Annotated in this window: 22 protein-coding genes; 7 read left to right on the top strand and 15 right to left on the bottom strand. The window is 67.7% G+C overall.

The window, feature by feature from the left end:
- Nucleotides 1–37 precede the first annotated feature (37 nt).
- Both F1D05_RS18585 and F1D05_RS18590 read left to right on the top strand, forming a co-directional pair.
- The gene (locus tag F1D05_RS18585; RefSeq protein WP_185448826.1) at nucleotides 38–292 is read left to right on the top strand and encodes a hypothetical protein; all 255 of its coding nucleotides are present in this window, start codon (nucleotides 38–40) and stop codon (nucleotides 290–292) included.
- Entirely contained in the window at nucleotides 249–1,166 is a 918-nt protein-coding gene (locus tag F1D05_RS18590) for a LysR family transcriptional regulator (RefSeq protein ID WP_185448827.1), read from the top strand. Before F1D05_RS18585 ends, F1D05_RS18590 begins: the two co-directional genes overlap by 44 nt.
- Before the next feature lie 188 nt (nucleotides 1,167–1,354).
- Here F1D05_RS18590 and F1D05_RS18595 read toward each other — a convergent pair whose 3' ends face one another.
- Nucleotides 1,355–1,726, bottom strand: a complete 372-nt coding sequence (locus F1D05_RS18595; protein WP_185448828.1) for a winged helix-turn-helix transcriptional regulator — start codon at nucleotides 1,724–1,726, stop codon at nucleotides 1,355–1,357.
- A 122-nt stretch (nucleotides 1,727–1,848) separates the two neighbouring features.
- On the opposite strand from F1D05_RS18595, the gene F1D05_RS18600 reads away from it, so the two are divergent.
- Nucleotides 1,849–2,718: an SDR family oxidoreductase gene (locus F1D05_RS18600; RefSeq protein WP_185448829.1), complete on the top strand. Its 870-nt coding sequence runs from the start codon at nucleotides 1,849–1,851 to the stop codon at nucleotides 2,716–2,718.
- Nucleotides 2,719–2,733: 15 nt separating this feature from the next.
- Here F1D05_RS18600 and F1D05_RS18605 read toward each other — a convergent pair whose 3' ends face one another.
- From F1D05_RS18605 to F1D05_RS18630, 6 genes are all read right to left on the bottom strand, one after another.
- Entirely contained in the window at nucleotides 2,734–3,525 is a 792-nt protein-coding gene (locus F1D05_RS18605) for a hypothetical protein (protein WP_185448830.1), read from the bottom strand.
- Nucleotides 3,526–3,618: 93 nt separating this feature from the next.
- Nucleotides 3,619–4,386, bottom strand: coding sequence for an SDR family NAD(P)-dependent oxidoreductase (locus tag F1D05_RS18610; RefSeq protein ID WP_185448831.1), 768 nt, complete (start codon nucleotides 4,384–4,386; stop codon nucleotides 3,619–3,621).
- Between the two features lie 81 nt (nucleotides 4,387–4,467).
- A complete protein-coding gene (locus tag F1D05_RS18615; RefSeq protein WP_246486800.1) occupies nucleotides 4,468–5,223 on the bottom strand; it encodes a lipoate--protein ligase family protein in 756 nt (251 codons plus the stop codon).
- A gap of 36 nt (nucleotides 5,224–5,259) precedes the next feature.
- Complete coding sequence (locus tag F1D05_RS18620; RefSeq protein ID WP_185448832.1) at nucleotides 5,260–6,096, bottom strand: carbohydrate ABC transporter permease; 837 nt, start codon at nucleotides 6,094–6,096, stop codon at nucleotides 5,260–5,262.
- Nucleotides 6,093–7,058 carry a carbohydrate ABC transporter permease gene (locus tag F1D05_RS18625; protein WP_185448833.1) on the bottom strand — a complete coding sequence of 322 codons (966 nt, stop codon included), beginning with the start codon at nucleotides 7,056–7,058 and terminating at the stop codon, nucleotides 6,093–6,095. Before F1D05_RS18625 ends, F1D05_RS18620 begins: the two co-directional genes overlap by 4 nt.
- A 4-nt stretch (nucleotides 7,059–7,062) precedes the next feature.
- Nucleotides 7,063–8,310, bottom strand: a complete 1,248-nt coding sequence (locus F1D05_RS18630; protein ID WP_246486801.1) for an ABC transporter substrate-binding protein — start codon at nucleotides 8,308–8,310, stop codon at nucleotides 7,063–7,065.
- A gap of 272 nt (nucleotides 8,311–8,582) precedes the next feature.
- On the opposite strand from F1D05_RS18630, the gene F1D05_RS18635 reads away from it, so the two are divergent.
- The gene (locus tag F1D05_RS18635; protein WP_185448834.1) at nucleotides 8,583–9,272 is read left to right on the top strand and encodes a FadR/GntR family transcriptional regulator; all 690 of its coding nucleotides are present in this window, start codon (nucleotides 8,583–8,585) and stop codon (nucleotides 9,270–9,272) included.
- Nucleotides 9,273–9,400: 128 nt separating this feature from the next.
- Nucleotides 9,401–11,449 carry a glycosyl hydrolase family 28-related protein gene (locus F1D05_RS18640; protein ID WP_185448835.1) on the top strand — a complete coding sequence of 683 codons (2,049 nt, stop codon included), beginning with the start codon at nucleotides 9,401–9,403 and terminating at the stop codon, nucleotides 11,447–11,449.
- A 48-nt stretch (nucleotides 11,450–11,497) separates the two neighbouring features.
- On the opposite strand, the gene F1D05_RS18645 is transcribed toward F1D05_RS18640, so the two are convergent.
- Nucleotides 11,498–13,045 carry an MFS transporter gene (locus tag F1D05_RS18645; RefSeq protein WP_206686269.1) on the bottom strand — a complete coding sequence of 516 codons (1,548 nt, stop codon included), beginning with the start codon at nucleotides 13,043–13,045 and terminating at the stop codon, nucleotides 11,498–11,500.
- Between the two features lie 110 nt (nucleotides 13,046–13,155).
- On the opposite strand from F1D05_RS18645, the gene F1D05_RS18650 reads away from it, so the two are divergent.
- Together F1D05_RS18650 and F1D05_RS18655 are read left to right on the top strand one after the other, a co-directional pair.
- Complete coding sequence (locus tag F1D05_RS18650; protein ID WP_185448836.1) at nucleotides 13,156–13,599, top strand: MarR family winged helix-turn-helix transcriptional regulator; 444 nt, start codon at nucleotides 13,156–13,158, stop codon at nucleotides 13,597–13,599.
- A 21-nt stretch (nucleotides 13,600–13,620) separates the two neighbouring features.
- Entirely contained in the window at nucleotides 13,621–14,772 is a 1,152-nt protein-coding gene (locus tag F1D05_RS18655; RefSeq protein ID WP_185448837.1) for a pyridoxal phosphate-dependent aminotransferase, read from the top strand.
- 46 nt (nucleotides 14,773–14,818) lie between these two features.
- Here F1D05_RS18655 and F1D05_RS18660 read toward each other — a convergent pair whose 3' ends face one another.
- The 7 genes from F1D05_RS18660 to F1D05_RS18690 form a co-directional block, all read right to left on the bottom strand.
- Nucleotides 14,819–16,744, bottom strand: coding sequence for a hypothetical protein (locus F1D05_RS18660; protein WP_185448838.1), 1,926 nt, complete (start codon nucleotides 16,742–16,744; stop codon nucleotides 14,819–14,821).
- A 499-nt stretch (nucleotides 16,745–17,243) separates the two neighbouring features.
- A complete protein-coding gene (locus F1D05_RS18665; RefSeq protein ID WP_185448839.1) occupies nucleotides 17,244–17,597 on the bottom strand; it encodes an ArsC/Spx/MgsR family protein in 354 nt (117 codons plus the stop codon).
- Nucleotides 17,597–18,148 (bottom strand): hypothetical protein, encoded by a 552-nt coding sequence (locus F1D05_RS18670; protein ID WP_185448840.1) that lies wholly within the window; start codon nucleotides 18,146–18,148, stop codon nucleotides 17,597–17,599. The genes F1D05_RS18665 and F1D05_RS18670 overlap by 1 nt, the downstream gene beginning before the upstream one ends.
- Nucleotides 18,149–18,253: 105 nt before the next feature.
- Nucleotides 18,254–20,836: an ATP-dependent chaperone ClpB gene (gene clpB / locus F1D05_RS18675; protein WP_185448841.1), complete on the bottom strand. Its 2,583-nt coding sequence runs from the start codon at nucleotides 20,834–20,836 to the stop codon at nucleotides 18,254–18,256.
- 171 nt (nucleotides 20,837–21,007) lie between these two features.
- Nucleotides 21,008–21,670, bottom strand: coding sequence for a response regulator transcription factor (locus F1D05_RS18680; protein ID WP_246486802.1), 663 nt, complete (start codon nucleotides 21,668–21,670; stop codon nucleotides 21,008–21,010).
- On the bottom strand, nucleotides 21,667–23,601 hold the full coding sequence (locus F1D05_RS18685) for a sensor histidine kinase (protein WP_185448842.1): 1,935 nt from the start codon (nucleotides 23,599–23,601) through the stop codon (nucleotides 21,667–21,669). The genes F1D05_RS18680 and F1D05_RS18685 overlap by 4 nt, the downstream gene beginning before the upstream one ends.
- Entirely contained in the window at nucleotides 23,598–25,472 is a 1,875-nt protein-coding gene (locus F1D05_RS18690; RefSeq protein ID WP_185448843.1) for a sensor histidine kinase, read from the bottom strand. Before F1D05_RS18690 ends, F1D05_RS18685 begins: the two co-directional genes overlap by 4 nt.
- Between the last annotated feature and the right edge of the window lie 94 nt (nucleotides 25,473–25,566).

A 25,566-nucleotide genomic window follows, 5' to 3' on the forward strand; every position in this document is an offset into this window, starting at 1 on the left:
CGGTCCTTACCGTCGACAGGACGAAAGGAACCCACTGATGTACTTCTTCCCGATCTCCGTGATCAACAAGGTGGCCGAGGAGAGTCGCTCCGGCCGGCCGGCCGCGCCCGTCGTCCCGCACGAACCGCCCCGCCTCAGCTGGTTCAGCCTCGAACGACGGCTGGAACGCGCCACCCGGCGATCGCTACGGCGGGCCGGCCGCGCGCACGGCACCGACGCCGCGGCGGCGTTGTGCGAAGCTGAGCCCCGTGATCGAAGTCCGAAGGTTGCGGGTGCTCCGCGCACTTGCTGATCACGGCACCGTGACGGCGGCCGCCGAGGTGCTGCACCTGACCCCGTCGGCCGTCTCACAGCAGTTGGCCGCATTGGAATCCGAGGTCGGCCAGGAACTCCTCGAACGCCGCGGCCGCCGGGTCGCGATCACCTCGGCCGGTCGGCTCCTGCTCACCCACGCCGACACCATCCTGGCCGACGTCGAACGCGCCGAGGACGCGATGCGCCTGTACGCCGAAGGCGCCACCGGCGAACTCCGGGTCGCCGCTTTCGCGACCGCGATCAGCCTTCTGGTCGCCCCGTCACTGGCCCAGCTCCGGGCCAGCACGCCCGGCCTGCGCCTCGTAGTACGAGATGCCGAAGGTCACCAGGGCATCACCCAGCTCCTCGACGGCGAGGTGGAACTGGCCGTCGCCGTCGAGCACCGTGGATCACTCCGCTCTGACGACCACCGGGTGACCCGGATCCCCTTGTACGCCGAGCCTTTCGTCGCACTGCTTCCTGCCGGCCACCCGGCCGCCGTCGACGCCGCGGTCGACCTCGCGAAACTGGCCGACGACGACTGGATCATGACCTCGATCGGCAACCCGATCCGCGACGTCGTCCTGCTCGCCTGCGAACAAGCCGGTTTCGCTCCTCGCATCACCCACCACTCCGACGACTTCAGCGCAGTGGCCGCCCTGGCCGCCGCCGGTGCGGGCGTCTCGCTGGTCCCCCAGCTGGCGCTCCCGCATCCGGGCACCGCCGTACTGCGTCCGCTCGCGCCGCCGACGCCAACTCGCCGCGTCTACGCCGCCACCCGCACCGGCCGCGCGGACCACCCGTTGATCAAGGCAACCATCAGCGCGTTGTCCGAAACGGCCGCGGCGCTCCCGCTGAGCACAGCGAAGTGACGCAGGTCACAGAACTGATCCAGCCGATGAGGCGGTCCATGCTGGTGACAACTACACCCGGTTCAACCTGAAGCAGGGCTACCTCGCCATCGCCGAGCAGTCACCGCTCTCGTCGTACCTGACGAACTTCACCGCGATCGCCGCCTCGGTCGAACTGACCGCCGCGAACGGGGACCCTGTGCGGTGAGTCAGGCCTTGGCTTCGTCGTACGCGGCGCGGGCCGCCTGCACGTCGGGGACCCTGCGCTCGACCCAGCGGGCGAGGCTGGAGACCTGGCCGGCGGCTTCTTCACCCAGCGGTGTGAGTGCGTAGTCGACGCGGGGCGGGATGACCGGCTTGGCATCCCGGAGGACGAAACCGTCCCGCTCGAGCGCCTGCAGGGTCTGCGCGAGCATCTTCTCACTCACCCCACCAACGTGGCGGCGGAGCTCGCTGAATCGGTACGAGCGCTCGAGGAGGGCCGCGAGGACGAGGACACCCCAGCGGCTGGTGACGTGTTCGAGGATCACGCGCGACGGGCAGTTGACGCGGTTCACGTCGGGAATCAGCAGCTCGGTCATCGTCGGTCTCCTCTTGCTCACCTGAGTAGCAGTACCTTACTTCAAAGTGGGTACTTCCGTGAAGGTAGTACCCACTCTACAGTTAGTGTCACAACCAAGCGACCTAACTCAGGAGTCTTTCGATGAGCATCGTCATCACCGGCGCGACCGGTCAGCTCGGCCGCCTCGTCATCGCCGAACTGCTGGCCGCCGGGGTCCCCGCCGACGGGATCACCGCCGTTGCCCGCAGCAAGGAAAAGGCGGCCGACCTGGCCGAGCAGGGAATGCGCATCCTCGAGGCTGACTACGACAAGCCCGAGACGTTCGAAGGCGCGTTCGACGCCGCGGACCGGGTGCTGCTGATCTCGGCGAGCGAGGCCGGCCGCCGGATCCCGCAGCACCAGGCCGTCATCGACGCGGCCAAGGCGGCGGGGGTGGCGCAACTGGCATACACGGGCATCTTCGGCGGCCCCAAGGCCGACTTCCTGCTGGCGGCGGACCACCGCGCGACCGAGCAGGCGATCCTCGACTCCGGCCTGCCCTACACGTTCCTGCGCAACAACTGGTACACCGAGATGCTGACCGGCGGCCTCGCCGGAGTCGTCGAGCACGGCGCGGTCGTCAACGGCGTCGGACCGGACAGCACCCTCGCGACCGCGACCCGCGTAGACTACGCGGCTGCCGCGGCCGTTGCCGTCAGCACCGATGGTCATCTGAACAAGGCGCACGAACTCAGCGGCGACACCGCTTGGACCTTCGGCGACTTCGTAGCCGAAGTCACCCGGCAGACCGGCAAGCCGGCGGTCCACCAGACGATCAGCCACGAGGAGAACCTTGCCCGCCTGGTCGGCTACGGCATTCCCGAAGGCTTCGCGGAGATCCTCGCCGACGTGGACGACGCCATCAGCCGCGGCGCCCTGTCCGGTACGCCGGGCGACCTGTCCCGCCTGATCGGCCGCCCGACGACGCCACTGGCCGACACCATCGCCGCAGAGCTCGCGGCGACCAGCTGATCCGGCGTACCGGCGCTATGGGAGGTGGGCAGCGGCGAGGCGGGCGAACTTCTCGAAGTTGGCCGGCTTGACGCCCTTGCCCATCTCGCGGAAGGCGACCACGCTCACGACGCTGCCCTTGAGCGTCACGGCGTACGGGAAGCCACCGTCCTCGCTGCCCGGATCGGACGGCAGTGGGTAGTCGTACCAGCGCAGGATCGAGGTCGCGTCGCCCGCCGCCAGCGTCCGGTTCTCGGTCAGCTTGCGAGCGTGGGTCGGCGCGGGTCTCGCCGCCTTGCAGGACTTGATCGTCTTCACGATCGACTCGTACGCCGCCTTCGCCGCGGCCGGCGTCTTGTAGCGGGTGAGCCACTGCCCACCGGATGCGTCCAGGCCGTTCGCGTAGTTGCGGCTCAGGCTGCCCGCGACCCCATCCCCTCGCGTCGACGCACGCCCGCAGATCGGCGTACTGGCACTGCCAGTGGTCTCAGCCCAGCGCCGATTCGGATCAGCCTTGGCCACCTCGACCCCAGTCAGCAGCATCGAGGCGACAACCCTGACCGGCGCACTCGGCGAGGAAGTAGGGGTGGGCCCACCAGGAGTCTGACTCGGCCCGTCACCCGGCGTCGCAGTACCAGGCTTCGGCGGCAAACGGGACGGCGTCACAGTCGGCGTACCAACCGTCTCGGTCGGCATCGAAGTCGGAGCACCGGTCGGGGTGCCACTCCCCGCCGTCGGCTTCTGATCGTTGCCACAAGCCACCACCAAAAACCCGACCGCCGCCGCCGTAGCAACCACCGCGACCCGCTTCGATCCCCGTACGCCCATCCCCAACCAACCTTCCCGCGAAGCTTCCCTTGCCCCCTGGACGCTAGCGAGAAGCATGAAGTTGAGTTGGGATTTCGGCTGCGACCGGCCGAATCAGGCTCGGCGGCGGCCGTCGAGGCCTACGGTGGAGAGACGGGCGATGAGGGTGCGGGGGGTGTAGCGGGCGGCTGCGGTGATGAGTTTGTAGCGGCGGCTCGGGATGGAGATCGCCTTGCCGCGCATCAGGTCGGACCAGGCCTCGTCGACCAGGTCGGTCGCGTCCAGCCACATGAACGACGGGATGATCGTCTTGTCCATCCCCATCCGCTCGTGGAACTCGGTGTGCACGAAGCCGGGGCACAAGGCCATCACGGCAACACCCTTGGAATGCAGCTCGATCGCGAGGCCGGCGGTGAAGTTGGTGACCCACGACTTGTGGGCGCTGTAGCTGCCACGCTGCAGGAATCCCGCGACCGACGACACGTTGATCACCGCACCGGAGCCACGCTCGATCATCGGCAGCACGGCGGCGTGGGTGAGCCGCAGCACGACGCGAACCAGGAGATCGAGTTGCTTCTCCTCGACCTCGACCGGGTTCGCCCAGAACGGCTTCTGCTGGCCGAAGCCGGCGTTGTTCACCAGTACTTCGATCGGCCCGGTGGCGAACCGCTGCTCGACCCGGGCGAGTTGCCCGGGCTCCGTCAGATCCGCCGCCAGCACCTCGCACGCCACGCCATGCAGCCGGGAGATCTCCGTGGCGACCTCCTTCAGCCGCGCCTCGTCCCGCGCGACCAGGACCAGGTCGTAGCCCTCACCCGCCAACTTGTCCGCAAAGGCCCGGCCGATCCCGGCAGTAGGTCCAGTGATGAGTGCCGTCGCCACAGCTTCATTCCTCCCGTCGATGACCCAGCCAGTCTGTCACTACTCTGCCCAGATGCCGCTCGACATCGTCGACGGGTGTGGCTACTTCTGAACCACCCGATGATCGGCGGCGAGGCAGCTCGCCAGGTCGATCGTTGCCTCGTCCAAAGCTGCCGAAGGTGTAGCGCCGTACGAGGTGAGGATGCGCTGCTCGACTGCATTCATCTGCAGGCCGGGGATCTCTGACGACAGGGAGCCGACCGAGGCTGCGTCGAAGGGCAGGTCCAGGTGGCGGTAGATGTCTGTCAGCAAGGGTCGGACGACCCGGTCGTCGCCGGCCACGATCAGCGCGCTGAAGAGCCAGGCGTTGCGGACGACGCGTTGGCCGGTGCCGACCAGTTTCACGACGCCGCGGGCGTTGACGCTGTGGGCGCCTGGGCAGTACTCACCCGGTACTGCGCCCACCCGGGCGTCGATGCCGAGGCCGCGAAGGACGTCGGCGTACAACGCACCGTAGTACTGGAAGCGTGTCTCCAAACCGCCTGGCGCCAGCGGTTCGTGTCTGACGTGGTCGACCACCATGGCCTCGGAGGTGTAGGCGACCGGGCGGCCGCCGACCGCGCGCACGAGCGGCTCGAAACCGGCCGAGCGGGCTGCCCGCACTGCGGCTGGGAAACCTGGGAGCCGGGTGTCCCGGCGGCCGAAGACGACGACCGGCGCGGACGGCCGGTAGATTCGCAGCGCCTCGGTCAGCTCACCACTCGATGCGCGGCGCACGAGCGCGTGCGCGACGGCCAACTCCATCGCCTCGTCGCCGCCGACCGACCCGCCCGCGTAGAGCCGCACCCCGGTCGCCACAGCTTCAGTCCTCCCATCGACGCCTGGCCCAGTCTGTCACTCCTTGACGGCGCCGGCGGTGAGGCCTTCGACGATGTAGCGGCTGGCGAAGGCGAAGAGCACCATGGTCGGGACGATGGACAGGACCGCGGCCGCCGACATCGATCCCCAGTCGATGTTGTAGCTGCTGATAAAGCCGTTCAGGGCGGCCGGGATCGTCTTGTTGTTGTCACTGTTCAGCAGGGTGACCGACAGGAACAGTTCGTTCCAGCAGTTCACGAAGTTGAAGATGTACGACGCGGCCAGGCCCGGCGTCATCACCGGGACGAGCACCCGGAACAACGCGGACAGCCGCGAGCAGCCGTCCACCATCGCGGCCTCCTCGAGCGAGGCCGGCACGTTCTCGAAGAACCCGCGCAACATCACCGTGCAGAGCGGGATCGAGACCGCGACATAAACGAGAACCAGACCCCACCTGCTGTCGACCAGGTACAGCTTCGTCATCAGGATGTAGAGCGACCCGAGCGCGATGAAACCGGGGATCATCTGGGTGACCAGGAACGCGCCCATGACCGCGCCCTTGGAGACGAACTCGAACCGAGCCAGCACGTACGCCGAGAGCAACGAGATCACCGTCGACAGCGCGGCCGCGACGGTCGAGACGATCAGGCTGTTGACCAGGAAGACCGCGAAGTTCGACTGGCTGAAGAGTCCGCGGTAGTTGTCCAGTGAGAAATCACCCGGCCAGTACTTCAACGGGTAGGCGAAGATCGCGCCCGGATCCTTGAACGACGTGACCAGGATCCAGTAGAGCGGGAACACGGTGACCAGCAGGCAGATCCCGAGACCGCCGAACCTCGCGATCCGGCCGGCCAGGGTTTCGGAGCGGATCATCCGGCCACCTTTCGTGTCGTAATACGGGGTGTTCTGGGCCGGATCGCGAGCAGGTAGAAGATCGCGAACAGGATCAGCACGAACACCACCATCACCCCCATCGCCGAGGCGCGGCCGTAGTCGCCCTCCTGGGTGACCTGGATCATGTACGACGTGACCGTGTGGGTCGCGTTCGCCGGGCCGCCACCGGTCATCCCGAAGATCAGTTCGGGCGAGTTGAAGATCCAGATCACCCGGAGCAGGACCGTCAGGGCGAGCGTGGTCCGGATCGACGGGATGGTGATGCCGAACAGGGTGCGCACCTTGCCCGCGCCGTCGATCGCGGCCGCCTCGTAGAGCTCGTCGGGCACCGACTGGAGCGCGGCCAGGATCATGATGGCGAAGAACGTCACGCCGTACCAGACATTCGCGATGATCACGGCGACCATCGCGTACTTCGCGTCAGCCAGCCACGGCACCGGGGTGTCGATCAGGTGCGCCTTCATCAGCAGGTCGTTGACCACCCCGAACTCACCGTTGAACATCCAGCGGAACAGGATGCCGATCAGGAAGCCGGAAACCGCCCAGGGGAAGAACACCAGCGCCTGGTAGATGCCGCGGAACCTGAACTTCCGGCGCAACCACAGCGCCATCGTGAAGCCGATCAGGAACTGCGGCACCAGCGAACCGACCACCCAGACGACCGAATTCTTCACCGTGCCGCGGAACATGTCGTCGTGCAGCAGGGTGCGGAAGTTCTTCAGCCCGACCCAGGAAGTGTCCGACAGGTCGTTCAGGTTGTAGTTGCGGAACGCCATCTGGATGCCGCTCAGCAACGGGTAGTAGGTGAACAGCCCGACGAACACGATCGCGGGCAGCATGAAGGCGAGCAGGACCAACGCAGTACGGCCGGTGAACTGGCGTCTGTGACTTGTCCTGGCGTGCGGCCGGCGTACTGGCCGTTCAGTCTGGAGGACAGCCATCAGCTCACTTCCCGGCCCACTTCTGGGTCCAGTACTCGTCCCAGCCCTTCAGGATCTCGGCCGGCTGCGCCTTGCCGGTGATCAGCTTCTGTACGGCGGCGTCGGACTTGTTGCCCCATTCGGTCGACCACGGCACCCCGCGCGGCTGCGTCACCACGACGTAGGTGCCCGGGGAGGAGTTCATCGCGACATACGACGCCCAGGGGCCGTCCTTGAAGTACGGGTCGTCCGCCGCGCTCTTCAGGATCGGGACCAGGCTGTTCTCCTTCGAGAACGTCATGGCCGTGTCGCCGGAGGTGAGGAACTTGATCAGCTTCACCGCGTCCGCCTTGTGCTCACTGCCCTGGGCGACGCCCCAGCCCGCGTTCGCCAGTGGCTGCGCGGCCTTGCCGGTGGGACCGACGGGGAGCGGCGCGGTACCCCACTGGTCTTCCTTGATCGTCTTGGATTCCTTGACCGTCGCGATCACCTCCGGGTCCTGCAGCAGGAAGCCGGTGGTGCCGGAGGTGAAGCCCTGCACCATCTCGGGATAGCCCCAGCTGACCGAAGACTTCGGCGAGCCGTTCTTGAACAGGTCGAGGTACAGGTTGAGCGCGTCGACGGCTTTCGGCGAGGAGAAGATGGTCTTGCCGTTGGTCAGCTTGAACGCGTTGTCGTGGTTGAGCTCGTCGATCACGTAGCCGGAGATGATCGCGATCGCGTTGCCGCCCGCGCCGAGTCCGCCGCGGAACGAGTAACCGTACCGGTTCTTCGACGGGTCGTTGATCTTCTTGGCCTGCTCGACCAGCTCGGCCCAGCTCTTCGGCGGGCCGCTGAATCCGGCCTGTTGGACGAGGTCCTTGCGGTAGAACAGCGACAATCCGTAGAAGCCGTACGGAACCATGTACGACTTGCCGCCCTGCTGGGTGACCTTGAGGGCGTTCTCGGTCAGCGCGTTCAGGCCGTCCCAGCCTTTCAGATCCGGGGCCATGTCGTAGATCCACTTGTTCGTGGAGAACGGGCCAACGGTGGTGTCGCGGACCTCGAGGACGTCGACGCCCTTGCCGGACTGCAGCATCTGCTGGATCTTCTGGTCCGCCTGGTTGGTCGGCGGCGAGATGAGCTGCACCTTGATCCCGCTGTTCTTCGCCTCGAAGTCGGCGATGAGCTTTTTCAGCAGCGCGGTTCTGGTCGGGTTGGTCAGGCTCTCGACCATCTGCAGCTTGACCTCGCCGTTCGCCTTCTCGGCCGGGCCGGGGCCGCAGGCCGCCACCGCCGCGAGCACGGCGGCCCGCGGCGATCGATGCGAACATCTGTCGGTAGCGCATGGCGCTTCTCCTCAGGGGGATGTGGGCCAGGAGTTGGCATCAGCTGCCGGGGTTCCGCCCAAAGTTTGCTCTGACATCTGATGAATCGGTCAACCGATCCCTGCACCTTGCCAGAATTACGCTTCGGCGACAAGCACTTGCGAGCGGTCTGGCCGTAAGTGGTCTGAGGACTTATCCTCAGGGGCATACTCTGGGGGCGAGCGAAGGGGAGGTGCCGATGGCAGCCACGGACAAGGCGCTGGCCGGACTGCGGCAGATGATCGCGTCGGGGACCCTCGGGCCGGGTCAGAAGTTCCCGCCCGAGCCGGAGCTCTGCGATCGGCTGGGCGTCTCCCGCAGTTCGCTCCGGGAAGCGGCGCGCTCGCTGGCCGCGCTCGGCGTGATCGAGTCCCGGCATGGCTCGGGCACCTATGTCTCCGCCCTGGACCCGGCCGAGATCATCAGCCGCTTCTCCCTGTCGGTCGAGCTGATCCCCCTCGAAGGAGTGCTCGAACTCCTCGAAGTACGCCGGGTCCTCGAAGCGCACGCGACCGCGGCGGCCGCCGCCCGGCAGGACTCCGAACTCGAGACCCGGCTGGGCGACATCCTCGACCGCTTGGAAGCGACCACCGACGCCGCAGAGATCCAGGCCCTCGACGCAGAGTTCCACGGCGCGATCTGTACCGCGGGCGGCAACCCGACCGTCACGGCGCTGACCGGAGTGATCCGCGGCCGGGGTGGCCACTACCGGATCTTCGAACCGGGGGCCGACTTCGATGCGATCAAACAGACCAGCGACCGCGGCCACCGCGCCATCCTCGCCGCCATCGCCGGCCGCGATCCGGCTGCCGCGGCCACTGCCGCCTCCGCTCACATCGCCCAGACAGAACTCTGGCTCCGAGCCCTCCGCCCGGTCCCCCAGGTTTGAGGTAGACGCGGGAAATTACTTCCCACTGTCGAGATCTTGCAGGGAATCGTCGGGATGCGTATCGTCCGGGCCAAAGCGGTGACGCCTGTCGTGCCTCGATGAGCAGGTGCGGCCGAACTTCTGAGGGGATGTCGCCCGTGTCCCACAAACCCTTGTCCCGACGCCGGCTCGCAGTGACCAGCCTGGCGGTCGGCACACTGCTCTCCACCGCCGCCTTGTCGGCCGCGGCGCACCCGGCCGCACGCCCGCCCGGCGCCCCGAGCACCGCGGCCCCAGCCGCGCAGGGCTCAGCCGGTCCGAAAATCACCCGGGCCGGCTTGGATCCCGCGCTGGTACAGGGCCGTGGCGCCAGTCTCCGGTTCGTCGAGCAGGAGGCGGAGAACGGCTTCAGCACCGGCGAGAAACTCGGCCCTGGTCGCGAGGCGTACACCTTGGCGGCCGAGGCTTCCGGGCGTACCGCAGTACGACTGTCTTCACCCGGGCAGTATGTCGAGTTCACCCTGTCGCAGCCCGCCAACGCGTTGACCCTGCGCTACAGCATCCCGGATGCCGCGGGAGGTGGCGGTCTGCGCGCGCCTCTGGACGTGACCGTCAACGGCAAGCACCTGCAGACGATGACGCTGACGTCGGAGTACGCCTGGCTCTACGGCATGTATCCGTTCTCCAACGACCCGAATGTCGATCCGACCCCCGGCTGGTGGAAGCCGGAGCCGGACCCGGTGGCGAAGCCCTTCCGGCCGAACCATTTCTATGACGAGCAGCGGCTGCTCCTCGGCGAGACGTACAAGGCCGGCGACAAGGTCCGCTTCCAACTGCCGGCCAACTCCGCCGCCGCCTGGACCGTGCTCGACGTCGCCGACTTCGAACAGGTGGCGGCGCCACTGCGGCAACCCTCGAAGTCCTTGTCCGTCAGGCTTTTCGGCGCCGACCCGACCGGCCGGTACGACGCGGCGCCGGCGATCGAGCGAACCATCTCGGCCGCGAAGAAGCTCGGCTGGACCGTCTTCATCCCGCCGGGCACCTATCAGGTGAATCGGCACATCGTGGTCGACAAGGTCACCGTCCAGGGCGCCGGCAACTGGTGGACGATCATCAAGGGCAAGGTGCTCCCGCTGGCCGAACCCGCGCCGGACCAGTCGGTGCACAGCGCGCCCGGCTTCTACGGCAAGTACGCCGCCGACGGTGGCAGCACCAAGGTGCACCTGTCCGACTTCGCGATCGAGAGCGATGTCCGCGAGCGGATCGACACCGACCAGGTGAACGGCATCGGCGGCGCGATCGGCGGCGGTTCGACGATCCGGAACCTCTACCTGCACCACACCAAGGTCGGCATCTGGCTGGACGGCCCGATGGACGGCCTGCTGATCCGCAACAACATCATCACCGACGCCGTCGCCGACGGGATGAACCTGCACCTGGGCGTATCCCACGTCCGCGCGACCAACAACTTCGTCCGCAACAGCGGCGACGACGGGCTCGCGATGTGGTCCGAGACCAACCCCGAGGGACTGGCCAACCACAACAACGTCTACGACCACAACACCGTGCAGACCCCTGTACTGGCGAACAACATCGCCATCTACGGCGGCAAGGACAACGCGGTCACCGACAACCTGGTCGCCGACCCGATCCGCGAGGGCAGCACCTTGCACGCGGGTTCGCGGTTCAACTCGACACCGTTCGAAGGGACCTTGTCGTTCGCCCGGAACACCACGGTCCGTGGCGGTCCGCGTGACCTCAACTGGAATATCGGCCTGGGGTCGATCTGGCTGTACGCCCTGCAGTCGAACATGTCCGGCAAGATCGACGTCACCGACTCCTCGTTCCTCGACTCGACCTACAACGCGATCATGTTCGTGGTCGACTGGCCGGTGAAGGACGACTACGCAATCACGAACGTTGCCTTCCGCAACATCAAGGTGGATGGCACCGGCACAAACGTGGTCAACGCCCGGGTCGGCGGCTTCGCGACCTTCGAGAACGTCGACGCCCGGAACGTGGGCGCGCCGTTCATCAACAACTGCGGCACTTTCCACTTCACGGGAACGCCGGAGTTCGACGTACGACTCATTGGCACCAGCAACGACGGCGGCTGGACGGCCGACGCGGGAGCACCCGGCCACTGCGAGGACCGGCCGCCGGTGGTTCCGCCGGCACCGCCGGGCCCCTGGCAGTAACGCATTGGAAGTGCGGTGGGTCCGCCCCGACCCACCGCACTTTCCGCACTAGCCGTCGATACCGACAGGCTCCAGCTTCGGCTCTTCTTCCTCCGTACTACGGCGCGCCCGGAACGCGATGATCATCACGATCGCGCCGACCAGCGCACATCCCGCGGCCGTCACGGCGGCGATGTGCATCGAATGGATGAAGGCATCGTTGGCCGCGTGCACCAACTCGGGTCGACCGAGCGCAGCTGCCGTACGCCGGGTCGCCTCGGCAGACCCTTCCGCCGTTTCCCTCGCACTAGCAGGCAAACCGGCCAGCGACGGTGCGATCGAATTCTGGTAGACGTTCGACAGGATCGTTCCCAGCACCGCGACTCCGAGCACGCTGGCGACCTGGCGGATCGCGTTGCTCACGGCGGATCCGGCGCCGATCCGGTCGACCGGGAGGGCGGCGATGATCGCTGCCGAGGTCGGCGCGACCGCTGCACCGATGGCCACACCGGCGACGAACCCGACCACGCAGAACCAGACCAGAGGCGTGTCGATCACGTAGGTGAGGTTCATCGCGTGGCAGAGCGCGAACACGGCGAGCGCAGTACCGCAGACCGCCGCAATGCTGAAGCGACGTACCAACCGGGCTCCGAGCGGGGCGCCGATGACGACGCCCAACGCGCCAGGCAGGGAGAGCAATCCGGCATGTAGCGCGGTCATGCCGCGGGCGCCCTGCAAGTAGAAGGTGACGTAGAGGCTCTGGCCGGTGATGGTCAGGAAGAGCGCGGCGAGCGCGAAGTTGCCCGCCGCGAACCTGCGATTCCGGAACAGCCTCGGGTCGAAGCTGGGCTGCTTCTCTTTCCACTCCGAGAAGAGGAATCCCGCGATCAGTACAACGCCGGCCGCGATGCTGCCCCAGACCTGCCAGCGGCTCCAGCCGCCACGGTGGCCGCCTTCGATCAGGCCGTACGCGACCCCGAGCAGGCCGAAGGTGGACAGCCCCAGCCCGAGCGGATCCAGCCTGCGGCGCTGCGGACTGCGCGGATTCGGTACGACGAGCGCGGCGCCGATCAGGCCGGCTGCGACCAGCGGCAGGTTGATGAGGAAGACCGAACCCCACCAGAAATGGTCGATCAGCAGACCGCCGAGAACCGGGCCGGTGGCGACGCCGACGCCCGCCGAGGATGACCAGACCGCGATGGCACCGGCTCGCCGCTCGGGCGGGAAGGTCGCGCCGATGATGGCCATCGAGGTCGGCATGATCATCGCGCCGCCGATACCCATCAGCGCGCGGGCCAGGATCAGCGAGACCGGCCCGGTCGACCAGGCGGCCCAGGCCGACGAGGCGCCGAAGACCACCATGCCGGCCATCAGCACGGTGCGATGGCCGTACCGGTCGCCGAGCGCGCCCGCGGCGAACAGGGCGGTGGCGAAGAACAGGGAGTAGATCCCGAGTGCCCATTGCAGCTGCCCGGGAGTCGCGCCGAGGCCGTCGACCGGGTCGGCCAGACGCTCCAGGGCGATGCCGAGCACGGTCGAGTCGATCCAGATCAGGACCGCCGACACAACGAGGATGGAAAGGATCCGGCGTTGCCGCCGGCGATCGACAAGGTCCACGTCGACTCCGTATGATTGACAGGTTCCTGACGTGAATGAGAATCACATAATCGTCAGGAACCTGTCAATCATGTTTTCCGCCCATCCCGGATGCCGGGCAGAATGGCCGCATGGACTTCGTCGAAGAGAACGGCTGCGTCACCTTCCTGGTGCGGCACGCCTGGCTGAGCATGCGGTCGGCCGTCGCGGCCGTGCTGGCCGAGCACGAACTCTCCGTCCCGCAGTACGGCACGCTGCTGATCCTGAACGACCGGCCCGGCTGCACGATCGCCGAGATCGGCCGCAAGGTCGGCACCGCCCGGCAGTCGGCGAACGAGCTGATCACCGGGATGGAGCGCGCCGGCCTGATCGAACGCCGGCCGAACCCGAACGACCGCCGGTCGCAGCTGGTCTACCTGACCGCGGGCGGCAAATCGCGGATCTCGGCCGCCACGCCGGCTGTCCGCGCGGTCGAAGCGGAACTCGAGGCCGACTTCAGCACCGCCGACCGGGCTGCCGCCCGCGCCTGGCTGCAACGCATGGTCAACTCCGAAGTCCCCATCGACGAACCCTGACGAGCGGTTAGGGTCGGAGGCATGCGCGATCACGCTCAGCGGTTGCAGGGACTCGGGACGACGATCTTCGCCGAGATGTCGGCGCTCGCGGTCCGGACCAACTCGGTGAACCTCGGCCAGGGCTTCCCCGACACCGACGGCCCCGACTCGCTCCTGGAAGGCGCGATCGCGGCGATCCGCGCGGGCGCGAACCAGTACCCACCCGGCCGCGGCATCCCCGCGCTCCGGCAGGCGATCGTCGATCATCAGCAGCGCTTCTACGGGCTGGTTTACGACCCGGATACCGAGGTCCTCGTCACCACCGGCGCCACCGAGGCGATCGCAGCCTCGCTGCTCGCCTACGTCGAACCGGGCGACGAAGTGATCGCCCTTGAGCCGTACTACGACTCGTACGCCGCCTGCATCGCCATGGCCGGCGGACACCGCGTACCCGTCACCCTGCGCGCCCCCGACTTCCGGCTCGACCTCGACGAACTCCGGGCCGCGGTCACCCCGAAGACCAAGGTGCTGCTGATCAACTCGCCGCACAACCCGACGGGCACCGTCCTCGACGACACCGAGCTGCGCGGGATCGCCGAGCTCGCCGTGGATCACGACCTGCTCGTCATCACCGACGAGGTCTACGAACACCTCATCTTCGACGGACTCCAGCACCGCCCACTCACGTCGTACGACGGAATGGCGGAGCGCACCGTCTCGATCGGCAGCGCCGGCAAGACGTTCTCGGTCACCGGCTGGAAGATCGGCTGGGTCACCGGCACCCCCTCGGTCGTCACTGCCGTGAACACCGCCAAGCAGTTCCTCACTTACGTCTCCGGCGCCCCCTTCCAGCCGGCCGTCGCCGAAGCTCTTGCCTTGGGCAACGAATACTTCGACGATCTTCGCACCACCATGCAAGCCAAACGCGATCTGCTGTGTGACGGCCTCGCCTCCCTGGGCTTCGGCGTCCACCGCCCCCAAGGCACCTACTTCGTCACCACCGATGTCCGCCCCCTCGGCTACACCGACGGCGTCGACTTCTGCCGCATGCTCCCCGAGAAAACCGGCGTTGTAGCCATCCCCCACCAGGTCTTCTACGACAACGTGGACGCCGGCCGCCCCTTGGTCCGCTGGGCCTTCTGCAAAAAACCCGAGGTCCTAGAAGAAGCTTTAGCCCGCCTAACCAAACTCTGACCGCCGCTCCGGTCGTCGACGCAGGACATCCGGTCGCTATGAAGCGTCAGTCGTGCTGCGCCTGTGCGCCTCGGGTTGATAGAACAAGATCGGTGGCGGACCGAAGCCGAAGAACGTGTGCTGGTTGGGCGTCCGGGTCCTCAGGTGACCCCGCTCGTCCTGGTCGGCGGCGCCTTTCCGGATCCAGGTCCCGGTCCCGGTCCCGGTCCCGGTCCTGGTCCTGGTCTTTGGGGATGGGGTGGGTTCCGGTGTGGTCGATGTGGAAGGTGTAGCCGTGTTTGGTGGTCCATTCGAGGGTGTAGTTGTCGATGCGGCGCAGTTTCCAGTCGTCGTGGGTTTTGAGGCGGTGGCCGAATCGGCCTTGGGGTGCGAGGTTGTCGGTCGAGGTCTGGTTCGGGGGTCCTCCTGTCTTGTAGGGCTGGATGTGGTCGAGGTCGGTCGAGGCACTGCCTCCACCGGTGCCGGTGTGGTTGGGGGTGGTGCGGGTTTCGGTGGTGCCGTAGGGGAATTGTTCGATCGGATAGCGCTGGTTGACGTGGTCTGAGATGCGGTTGGGGATTTCGTAGGCGTGGACGCTGAGGGCGGTGTTCAGGTCGATGACGGGGCGGATGACGATGCGGTGGTGGCCGAGGAGTTCTGCCACTTGGTCAGTGTAGACAGCGCCGTAGCCTTCGACCCGGGCAACACCTTTGCCGGCGAGGAGGGTTTCGTCGGTGATGTGGAGGTTGACGACGGTCTGGTAGGTGCGCCGGCCGGGTTCGGGGCGGTCTTGGCGGGTGGCGTCGACCTTGCGGCGCAGTTCGAGGCGTGCGGCAGCGTCCATGCCCGCTCGGGCACGGTCGGGTACCGGTTCGGGTGGTTGTCCCGTACCGGGGCTGCCGCTCAGCAGTGGCGGTCGCTGACCGGGCGACCGGTCTGGTCGGTCTGGCCGAGTCGGATCGACGGAATCGTCACCAGGACGACCACGTGCAGCGTCGTCGAGGGGCGTGGTAGTTGAGGGTTCGACCGGGAGCTGGATTGCGTGGTCGAGTGGATGGCCTGGGGTGTCGGGGTGCGGGTGGTCGCGGTCGGCCTCGTCGTCGGGGCCGGGTTCGGCAACAGCAACCTGCTGGTCGGTGTCCCCGTGCGCCTCGGTCTCCGGGTCATCGGCCTGCATGGCGGGCTCAGCAGCAGGCCTGCCAGTGGGCTCGGTAGTGGGCTGGGTAGTGGCGAGGTGTTGGGCGGCGGCGAGGAGGTCGGCAGCCAGGGCGGGATCGGACAGGAGACCGGCGGCTTTGGCGCGGCGCTGGTCGATGGTGCCGGTGTCACCGAGCGCGGCGAGGGCTGCGGCGAGCTGGGTGATGGTCGCGTACAACTGGATCACATCACCGGTCGCGCCCTTCAAATACAGCTTGGTACTGCCGTGCTCATCGGTACGCCCGACCCACACACCGCGTTCTTTGGCCGATGCTTTGGCTTTCGCGTCGGCGGCTTCGGGGTCGGCCCGCCAGGACGCGGCTTTGATGATCTTCTGCAACTGCGCCAAGGTGACCGTGTCGACGAGATCAGCGACGCGCCGGTCCACGATCGCCGCGGCTTCGGCGGACAGTTCGACGCATTCCTGGACGACCTGGAGTGCTCTCCAGCCGGTGGCGTGACCGGACTTCACGCGTTGCCAGGTCAAGGGGAACCGGTGGCGTAGCGCGACACACTGTCCGACGAACCTGGCTGCCGAGCCGGGTGAGCGGCCGATCATGACCCCGAATTCGGCGACGGCGAACTCGGCGATTTCGGGGTTGCCGTCGCCGCCGTAGACGCGGGCCTGTTCGCCGCCGGGGCGGCCGTGGCTACGGCCGGGTCGGGGGTGGAGGTCGGCGTGGTGCTGGGCGGTGAGGATCAGGTCGAGTTCACTTTGGCGCTGCTGCTCGTAGGCGGCTGAGGCCGCGGCGAGGGTCTGCGCGGCGTCGCAGTCAGTGAAGTCGGTGGCGAACATGTGTTCGACTATACGCCGCCGTGAAGACCCGCAGCAAGCCGCCAGAGAGCCGCTTTCGCCTTATCCACAAGGGGAAACCTCACACTCGACTCAGGCGAAGAACGGATATACAGGCAAGGCGGGCTTGTGACACTGAGCCAGTTTCCTGCCGCCTCGTGGATCTGTTCGGCATTCGCGGCCGGGATATCCTGGGCTGAGTAGAGCACCAGCGAGGCGATCTCCACGAAAGCTTCGAAGTCGGACGCCAAGCGCTCACGGCATCGTCGGCTTCGCCTCGATCGCGCCGGAGGCGAGCGCGATCGAACACTCATGGTCGGCGCGGTCGGCGCCATGGGCCGAGCAGACCGAGCGCGGTCATCTGACCGTGAGGCATCCGACCCCACAGCCGATAGCGACCGATACGTTAACCATCACCCCGACCAGCAGCCTTTACCTGCAAGGGCTATCGGCCTCGGAACACATTTCGCCGAGCTCGACCAAGAGCTCTCACCTGCAAGGGCTATTGGTTCAGGAGGCGCGCGAGGGTTTCGGGGTCTCGGGCGATGGCTGTGGTGTTGTCGTCGGTGGTGATGATGGGGCGTTGGATGAGGATGGGGTTGGCGACCATCGCTTCGATCCAGTCCTGGCGGTGGGGCTCGTCGCGAGGCAGGTCGCGGAGGGCAGCGGCGGCGGGTTCGTTCAGGCGAACTGCGTGCCAAGGGTCGAGGTTCAGACGGGTGAGGACTGCAGCGAACTCTTCGGCTGTGGGTGGGTCGTCGAGGTAGCGGCGGACTGTGTACTCGACGCCGGCCTCATCCAGGGCCGCAGTGGCGGCGCGGCATTTGGAGCAGGCTGGGTTGATCCAAATTTCCACTAGCGACGGGCTTCCGCGAACCAGAGTTTGGTGGGGGTCTGGAGCATCAGGACGAGCAGGGCGACGTGCAGCGCGAGCCCGAGCAGGCCGCCGGGAAGAGCGCTGACGCTGCCGGCGATACCGAAGGCGGCGACGACGATCAGCATCGTCCGGGCCCACGGGCGTTGGTTGCGCAGGAAGATCGCCGGCAGGAAGTAGGCGGCGCTGGAGAGCAGGGCGGCGACGAGGATCACGCCCCGAGCGTTCTCGTCGCCGGTCAGCATCTTCGCGATCGGCGCCCCGGCCGACGTCAGCGCGAACAGGCCGAGCAAGACGGAGAGCACACCCAGAGCCAGCGCGATCACCGACGCGATGGTCACCTGCTTGGGCGGACCCGAGTGGAGCTGCGAGTACGGATTCGGTCGGCCGAAGGACCCGCCGTACGGCGAAGGCGCCCCGCCACGAGGCACGGGAGGCAGGGCGGACGAACCGGACTGACCGAAGACGCCACCGTAGGGCCCCGGCCGGTCCTCGTCCCGCGGCGGCGGTGGGTCGCCGTACTGGTCACTCATTGCCCTGGCAGTCCTTCCCTGAGCAGCACCGACCGCGCCGCTGCCGTCGATCCTCCCAGATCAGCCCAAAGCCGGGATCCCGTCAAGCAGGATCCCGACCAAGGGTCAGGCGGAGGTGACCTCGAGGGCGTCCTTGGCTTCGCTCAGGGCGACCTTGACGGTGTCGCTGTCGCGGATGGCGCCGGAGAGGAGGCCGCGGGCCAGTTCGTCGCCGATCGCGGACTGGACCAGGCGGCGGAGCGGACGGGCGCCGTAGACCGGGTCGTACCCAGTCATCGCCAGCCACTCCATCGCGTCGTCGCCGACCTCCAGCGTGATCCGCCGGTCCGTCAGCCGCTTCTGCAGGGCGTTGATCTGCAGCCCGGCGATCTTGGTCAGTTCCTCGCCGCCGAGCGCGTCGAACAGCACGATCTCGTCCAGCCGGTTGATGAACTCCGGCTTGAACGCCTGCCGGACCACGTTCATCACCTGATCGCGCTTCAGGCTGTCCTCGATCGACATGTCCGCCAGGTACGCCGAGCCGAGGTTGCTGGTGAGCACCAGGATCACGTTCCGGAAGTCGACCGTCCGGCCCTGGCCGTCAGTCAACCGGCCGTCGTCCAGCACCTGCAGAAGGATGTCGAACACCTCGGGGTGAGCCTTCTCCACCTCGTCCAGCAGGATCACCGAGTACGGACGGCGCCGGACGGCCTCGGTCAGCTGCCCGCCTTCTTCGTAGCCGACGTACCCCGGAGGCGCACCGACCAGCCGCGAGACGCTGTGCTTCTCGCTGTACTCCGACATGTCGATCCGGACCATCGCCCGCTCGTCGTCGAACAGGAAGTCCGCGAGCGCCTTGGCGAGCTCGGTCTTGCCGACACCGGTCGGGCCGAGGAACAGGAACGAGCCCGTCGGCCGATCCGGGTCGGAGATGCCCGCCCGCGCCCGGCGTACGGCGTCGCTGACGGCCTTCACCGCTTCGCGCTGGCCGATCAGCCGGCGCCCCAGCTCGTCCTCCATCCGGAGCAGCTTGCCGGTCTCGCCCTCGAGCAGCCGGCCGGTCGGGATACCGGTCCACATCGCGATCACCTCGGCGATCTCGGTGGGCCCGACCTCCTCGTTCACCATCGCCTCGGGGGCCTCCGAGGCGATGGGCTCGGCCGAGGCCTCCTCCAGCTCCTTGGTCAGCTCGGGGATATCGCCGTACAGGATCTTCGAGGCGGTCTCGAAGTCGCCGTCGCGCTGGGCCCGCTCGGCCTGGCCGCGGAGCTCGTCGATCCGCTCCTTGACCTCACCGATCCGGTTCAGGCCGGACTTCTCCTTCTCCCAGCGGGCCTCGAGCGCGCGCAGCTCCTCCTCGCGATCGGCGAGGTCGGCGCGCAACCGGGCCAGCCGGTCCTGCGAAGAGGCGTCCTCCTCGCGGGACAGCGCGAGCTCCTCCATCTTCAGCCGGTCGACCGTACGCCGGAGCGAGTCGATCTCGACCGGGGAGGAGTCGATCTCCATCCGCAGCCGGGACGCGGCCTCGTCGACCAGGTCGATCGCCTTGTCGGGCAGCTGCCGACCGGAGATGTACCGATTGGAAAGCGTCGCCGCGGCGACCAGCGCACTGTCGGAGATGGCAACCTTGTGGTGCGCCTCGTACCGCTCCTTCAGGCCACGCAGGATCGCGATCGAGTCCTCGACCGACGGCTCCCCCACGAACACCTGCTGGAACCGCCGCTCCAGCGCCGGGTCCTTCTCGATCCTGGTCCTGTACTCGTCGAGCGTGGTCGCGCCGATCATCCGGAGCTCGCCGCGGGCCAGCATCGGCTTCAGCATGTTGCCGGCGTCCATCGCGCCCTCGCCGGACGCACCGGCGCCGACGACGGTGTGCAGCTCGTCGATGAAGGTGATGACCTGACCGTCGGATTCCTTGATCTCGGTCAGCACGGCCTTCAGCCGCTCCTCGAACTCGCCGCGGTACTTCGCGCCGGCCACCATCGCGCTGAGGTCGAGGCTGATCAGCCGTCGTCCGCGCAGGGACTCCGGCACGTCGCCGGCCACGATCCGCTGGGCGAGCCCCTCGACGACGGCGGTCTTGCCGACGCCGGGCTCGCCAATCAGTACCGGGTTGTTCTTGGTCCGGCGGGACAGCACCTGGACCACCCGGCGGATCTCGGAGTCCCGGCCGATCACCGGGTCGAGCTTGCCCTCGCGAGCCCGCTCGGTCAGATCGACGCCGTACTTCTCCAGGGTCTTGGTCGTCCCCTCGGCCTCCGGCGACGTGATCCGCCGATTGCCCCGCGCGGCGTCGAACGCCTGCAGCAGCGCATCCGCGGTCACCTTCAGGGCGGTCTTCGCCGTCCCCTCGACCGTGGCCAGCGAGATCAGCAGGTGCTCGGTGGAGACGAACTCGTCCCCCAGCCCCAGCGCCCGCTGCTCAGCCTGGCTCAGCACATCGCTGGTCCGGCCGGACAGGCTCGGTGCCTGCACGCTTCCGCCACTCGCCTTCGGCAACCGCGCCAGCTGCTCCGCGGTACGGCGGCGTACTGCGTCGATGTCGGCTCCGGCGGCCTCGAGCAGACCGACAGTGGTCCCCTCGGGCTGCGCCAGCAACGCCGACAGCAGGTGAATCGGTTCCACGGTCGGATTGCCCGCCGCGGAGGTCTGACGGATCGCCACCGACAGGGTCTCCCGGGCCAGCGTCGTCAACCGTTGAACATCCATCTGGTTCCAGCCTCTCAAGCTCAGTTACAGGTCCTACTAGAGACAACTTATCCAAACTTGAGTCCATTCCGCTCAACTCTTAGAAAACCTGGGGATAACTCAGGGTCGCCCAGCACCCACCGTGATCACCCGATCACCTCCCACCGACATTTCGACGGTCGGCTCCACCCGCTAGGTGCGTTGGCCGGCTGAGACCAGGCCGGTGTCGTAGGCCAGGATGACGGCCTGGACGCGGTCGCGGAGGCCGGTCTTGGCGAGCATCCGGCTGACGTGGGTCTTCACGGTGTGCTCGGTCAGGTGCAAGGCGGCCGCGATCTCGGCATTCGAGTTGCCCTTGGCAACCAGTACGAGGACCTCCCGCTCCCGCGCGGTGAGCACGTCCAGCCGCGCCACCACCGACGGATCGAGCCGGTTGTCGGCGAACCGGTCGATCAGCCGCCTGGTCACCGGCGGCGCCAGCAACGCGTCGCCGTCCGCGATCACCCGGACGGCGTTGATCAGCTCGTCCCGCGAGGAGCGCTTCAGCAGGAACCCGCTCGCCCCCGCCCGCAACGCGTCGTACACGTACTCGTCCAGATCGAAGGTGGTCAGGATCAGCACCCGGGGCGCGTTCGGCCCGCCGACCAGCCGCCGGGTGGCCTCGATACCGTCCATGACAGGCATCCGGACGTCCATCAGGACCACGCTGAGATCGAGGACGGCGGCCGCCTGGTGCAGCGCGTCGGCACCGTCGACGGCCTGCGCGGCCACCTCGATGTCCGGCTGTCCGTCCAGGATCATCGAGATCCCGTCCCGGACCAGATCCTGGTCGTCGACCACCATCACCTTGATCACTCGGTCCTCTTCTCCATCGCCGTTTCCTGCTCAGGCACCGGGATCCACGCGCTCACGGTCGTGCCCCGGCCGGGTGCCGAATCGATCGTCAGCCGCCCGTCGTGGATCCGGACCCGCTCGCGCATCCCCGCCAGGCCGTGCCGCCCGCCTTCCCGCGCGACCTCGGGATCGAATCCGTGACCGTCGTCGGCCACCTCGACCATCAGCTCGTCGGCGCGCACGTCCAGCGTCACCGTCACCTTCGCCGCCTCCGCGTGCCGCACCACGTTGGTCAACGCCTCCTGCACCAGCCTGTACGCCGTGAGCTGGTGCCCCTCGGGAAGGCCGCTCGTGTTGCCGTGCAGGTCGAGATCCACCTTCAGTTCATGGGACACGTCCTGTACCAGTTGCGGCAGCTCGGCCAGTCCCGGCTGCGGCGTCAATGCCGGATCAGCTAGGCCCTCCGAGTCACGCAGTGCCGACAGCATCCGGTCCAGCTCACTCAGCGCCCGCCGACCGGCGTCCCCGATCCGCTGGAACCCAGCAAGTACGTCCTGGTCGCCCCGCTCCAGCAGGTCCGGCCCGGTCTCTGCCTGGATCACCATCAGGTTCACCGCGTGCGCCACCACGTCGTGCAGGTCGCGCGCGATGTGCGACCGTTCGGTCAGCACCACCTGCGCCGCGTCCTGCTCCAGCGCCCGCCGCTCCAGCTCGGCTTCCCGGACAGCCCCTTCCCGCGTACGCCGGTACACCCTCGCCAGCAGACCGAACACCGTCGCCAGTGCGAGCACCAGCGACAGCGAGATCGGCCAGACCCGTTCGGCCACCCGGAAGTACTCGTAGCCGTAGTCCAGCGGGTGGCCGTAGTCGATGTCGAGGTCGACGTTCTTGGTCAGCACGGGGAAGAACCACAGCTGGATCTTCCAGTGCTCGATCGCCTGCCTGCTCAGCACCGGTACAGCGGTAAGCAGGACGACCGCGACCGGCACCGCCAGGAGGCGCCGTCCGTGTGAAGCCAACGAGAAGAGCGCGATGGCGAGTGCCACCAGCAGGAAGGTGATGTCGTCGGCTGCCCAGAAGGCAGGGATACTCACTGCCGCCAGCAGCACACACGGAACGATCGGCAGATACCGCCGCAGGACAAGGCTCAGCGGCATCGCCGCGATGGTGTAGACCAGCCAGTCGGGCGCCACCCACCAGTTGCCCATCGCCTGGCCACGACGGATGTCCAGCAATTGCAGCGCGGTCATGGCGATGGCCAGCATCGCGTCGAGCCACAGCACGTTCTCCCGACGAGCCGCGAACTGCCGCAGGCTCTCCAGCCAGTCGCCCGGAGTGCCGTGCCTGCCGATCACTGGCGCCTGCTTGCGGTACCGGCGTACGAGGAACGCTGTCAGCCAGACCGCGGCGAGGGCCACAGACAACCACCAGGGCCACTGCTGGTTCGTGAACCGGCTCACGTCCTCCGGCGCGATGCCGTGGGAGAAGCCAGGAACCATCTGGCCCTGGTATTCCACCAGGCCGCTCTGCGCGGTCCGATTGAAGGCGCTCGGAACCACGACCATCCAACCCCACGAAGCGAACAGGGGAAGACCTGCTACCACTCCTACGGCCGCAGCCACCGACGGCCAGGTCCCCAAGGCGGCGACAGACCACAGGGCCAGCGCACAACCACCGATGAGCACCGCGTCGAACTCGCCCAGGATCAGAGCGACCAGGGCCGCTCCCATCATGACCACAGCGACCGGGATCGGCGCCACCCGCCGCAACGCGATCAGTGCCGGCGCAAGCGCGACCAGGATCACCAGTGGCAGGTCGCCGTACGACCAGCCCGCGGACGGATGCCAGGTGCGTGCCAGTGAGACCACCAGCCCGGTCAAGGCCAGTGCGAGGTCGACGCCCGTGGCCCGGCGGGCGCCTGTCGACAGCGCGGTCTGCTCGGAGATCGTCATCGCGTGGCCACCGGCAGCCAGGCGCTGACTGTCGCTCCATCGCCGGGGCTGGACCTGATGCTCAACGTGCCGTTGTGGATGCGGACCCGCTCCTGCATGCCGGTCAGGCCGTGCCGGCCGTCCGGGCGGGTGGCCGGATCGAAGCCTTGCCCGTCGTCGACCACCTGGACCGCAACGCCCGTCTCGCCTCGCTCGATCAGGATCTTGGCCCCGTCCGCCTTCGCGTGCTTCGCCACATTGGTGAGCGCCTCCTGGACCAGCCGGTACGCCGTGAGCTGGATCCCGTCCGGAACGCCGTCGGTGCTCCCCCGGAGCTCGAACTCCACCGGCAGGCCCTGATCCGACAGGCTCTTCGCGAGCGGGCCGAGGTCGTCCAGACCCGGCTGCGGACTCAACGCCGGATCCGGCACTCCCGCCGCATCCCGCAAGGCCGACAGCATCCGGTCCAACTCCCCCAGAGCCCTCCGGCCGGCATCCCCGATCCGCTGGAATCCGGCCAGCGCGTCCGCGTCTCCGCGCTTGAGCAGATCCGGCCCGGTCTCGGCCTGGATCACCATCAGGTTCACCGCATGCGCCACCACGTCGTGCAGGTCCCGGGCGATGTGCGACCGTTCCGTCAGTACGACCTGTGCCGCGTCCTGCTCCACCGCCCGCTGCTCGAGCTCCGCCTCGCGCGCCGCGGCCGAGCGGTTCCGGCGATTGAGCCGGGCGAGCACACCGACAAAGACCGCCAGCACGAGGATCAGCGACAATGTGATCGGCCACTGGCGATCCACCATCTCTTCGTAGATGGTGTTGTGCAGCCTGTTGTCCGGTGGATCGTGCATGTCGCCGGAGGTCAGGTACTGACGCTTGAGGGCAGGGAAGATCAGCACCATCTGCGGGTAGCGGATCACGGTGGCGATCGCCGGCGCCGCAGCCAGCACAACCGTTGCGACCGGCAACGAAAAACGCAGGGCCCGTCCGGTGGCAAGCGAGTACAGAGCGATCGCCAGCGCCCCCAGCACGGTCCAGCACTCGAACATCTGCCAGTAGGCGACCATCGCGCCGGCCATCAGCAGAGCAACCGGTACTACGGGCCGGCGGCGCCGGAGTACGAGCGTGAGTGCCGTGGCCGCGACCGCGCAGGGCATCCACTTCGGCGCGCTCCACCAGTTCCCGACGACCTGGTCATGCCGGATCTCCAGCAGGACGACGGAGGCGGCAACGAAGGCGAGCACGGTGTCGAGGGCCCACACTCGATCCTTGTCCAGCAGGAAGACTCGCAGGTCGTCCAGCCGCTCGCCGGCGGTCCGCAATGTCGGTGGCACCGCGCCTCGCCGCCAGTAGGCCACCGCTGCCAGTCCGATCAGCAGCAGCAGCGCCGCCAGCCACCAACGCCACGGCATCGCCTGGATCTGGTCGTACCGGTGCTGGGTGAGCCCGGAGGTCGTCTCCACGACTCCGTCCTTGTCGGTGAACCGGGAGTAGATCGATGGATAGGCCCAGTTCAGCAGACTCACCCACTTGCTCGCGGCAACCACAGTCAGCCCGGCTACCGCGAGCGTCGTGGCCACTGCGGTGCCCAGCCGGCAGCGGGTCGGCAGCGACCACAGCGCGAGAGCGCAGCCGGCCAGCAAAACCCAGCTGAGCTGGCCGAGCAGGAGCGACCCGATCGAGCCAGCAGCCAAGCCGACCGCGGCCAGCACGGGATCCACCCGACGGACAGCGATCAAGGCGGGCGCCAGCGCGACAAACACCGGCAGCGCCAGCCGCGCGTGCTGCCAACTCTCGGCGATCTGGACGATCCGAAACTGGGTGACGGCCAGCCCGATGACAGCCAGTACCAAGTCGGCAGACCTGCCCGTCAAAGCAGTGCGCAGGGTGCTCATCCGTCGGCCGCGGCGATAGGCCTGCGCCCTAAAGCAGCCGGAAGCTCGGCCCGGGCCCGGGCAGGCGCGATCTCTCCGCTCACCCGTTCATTCT

This window comes from Kribbella qitaiheensis (assembly GCF_014217565.1).
Lineage (GTDB): Bacteria > Actinomycetota > Actinomycetes > Propionibacteriales > Kribbellaceae > Kribbella > Kribbella qitaiheensis_A.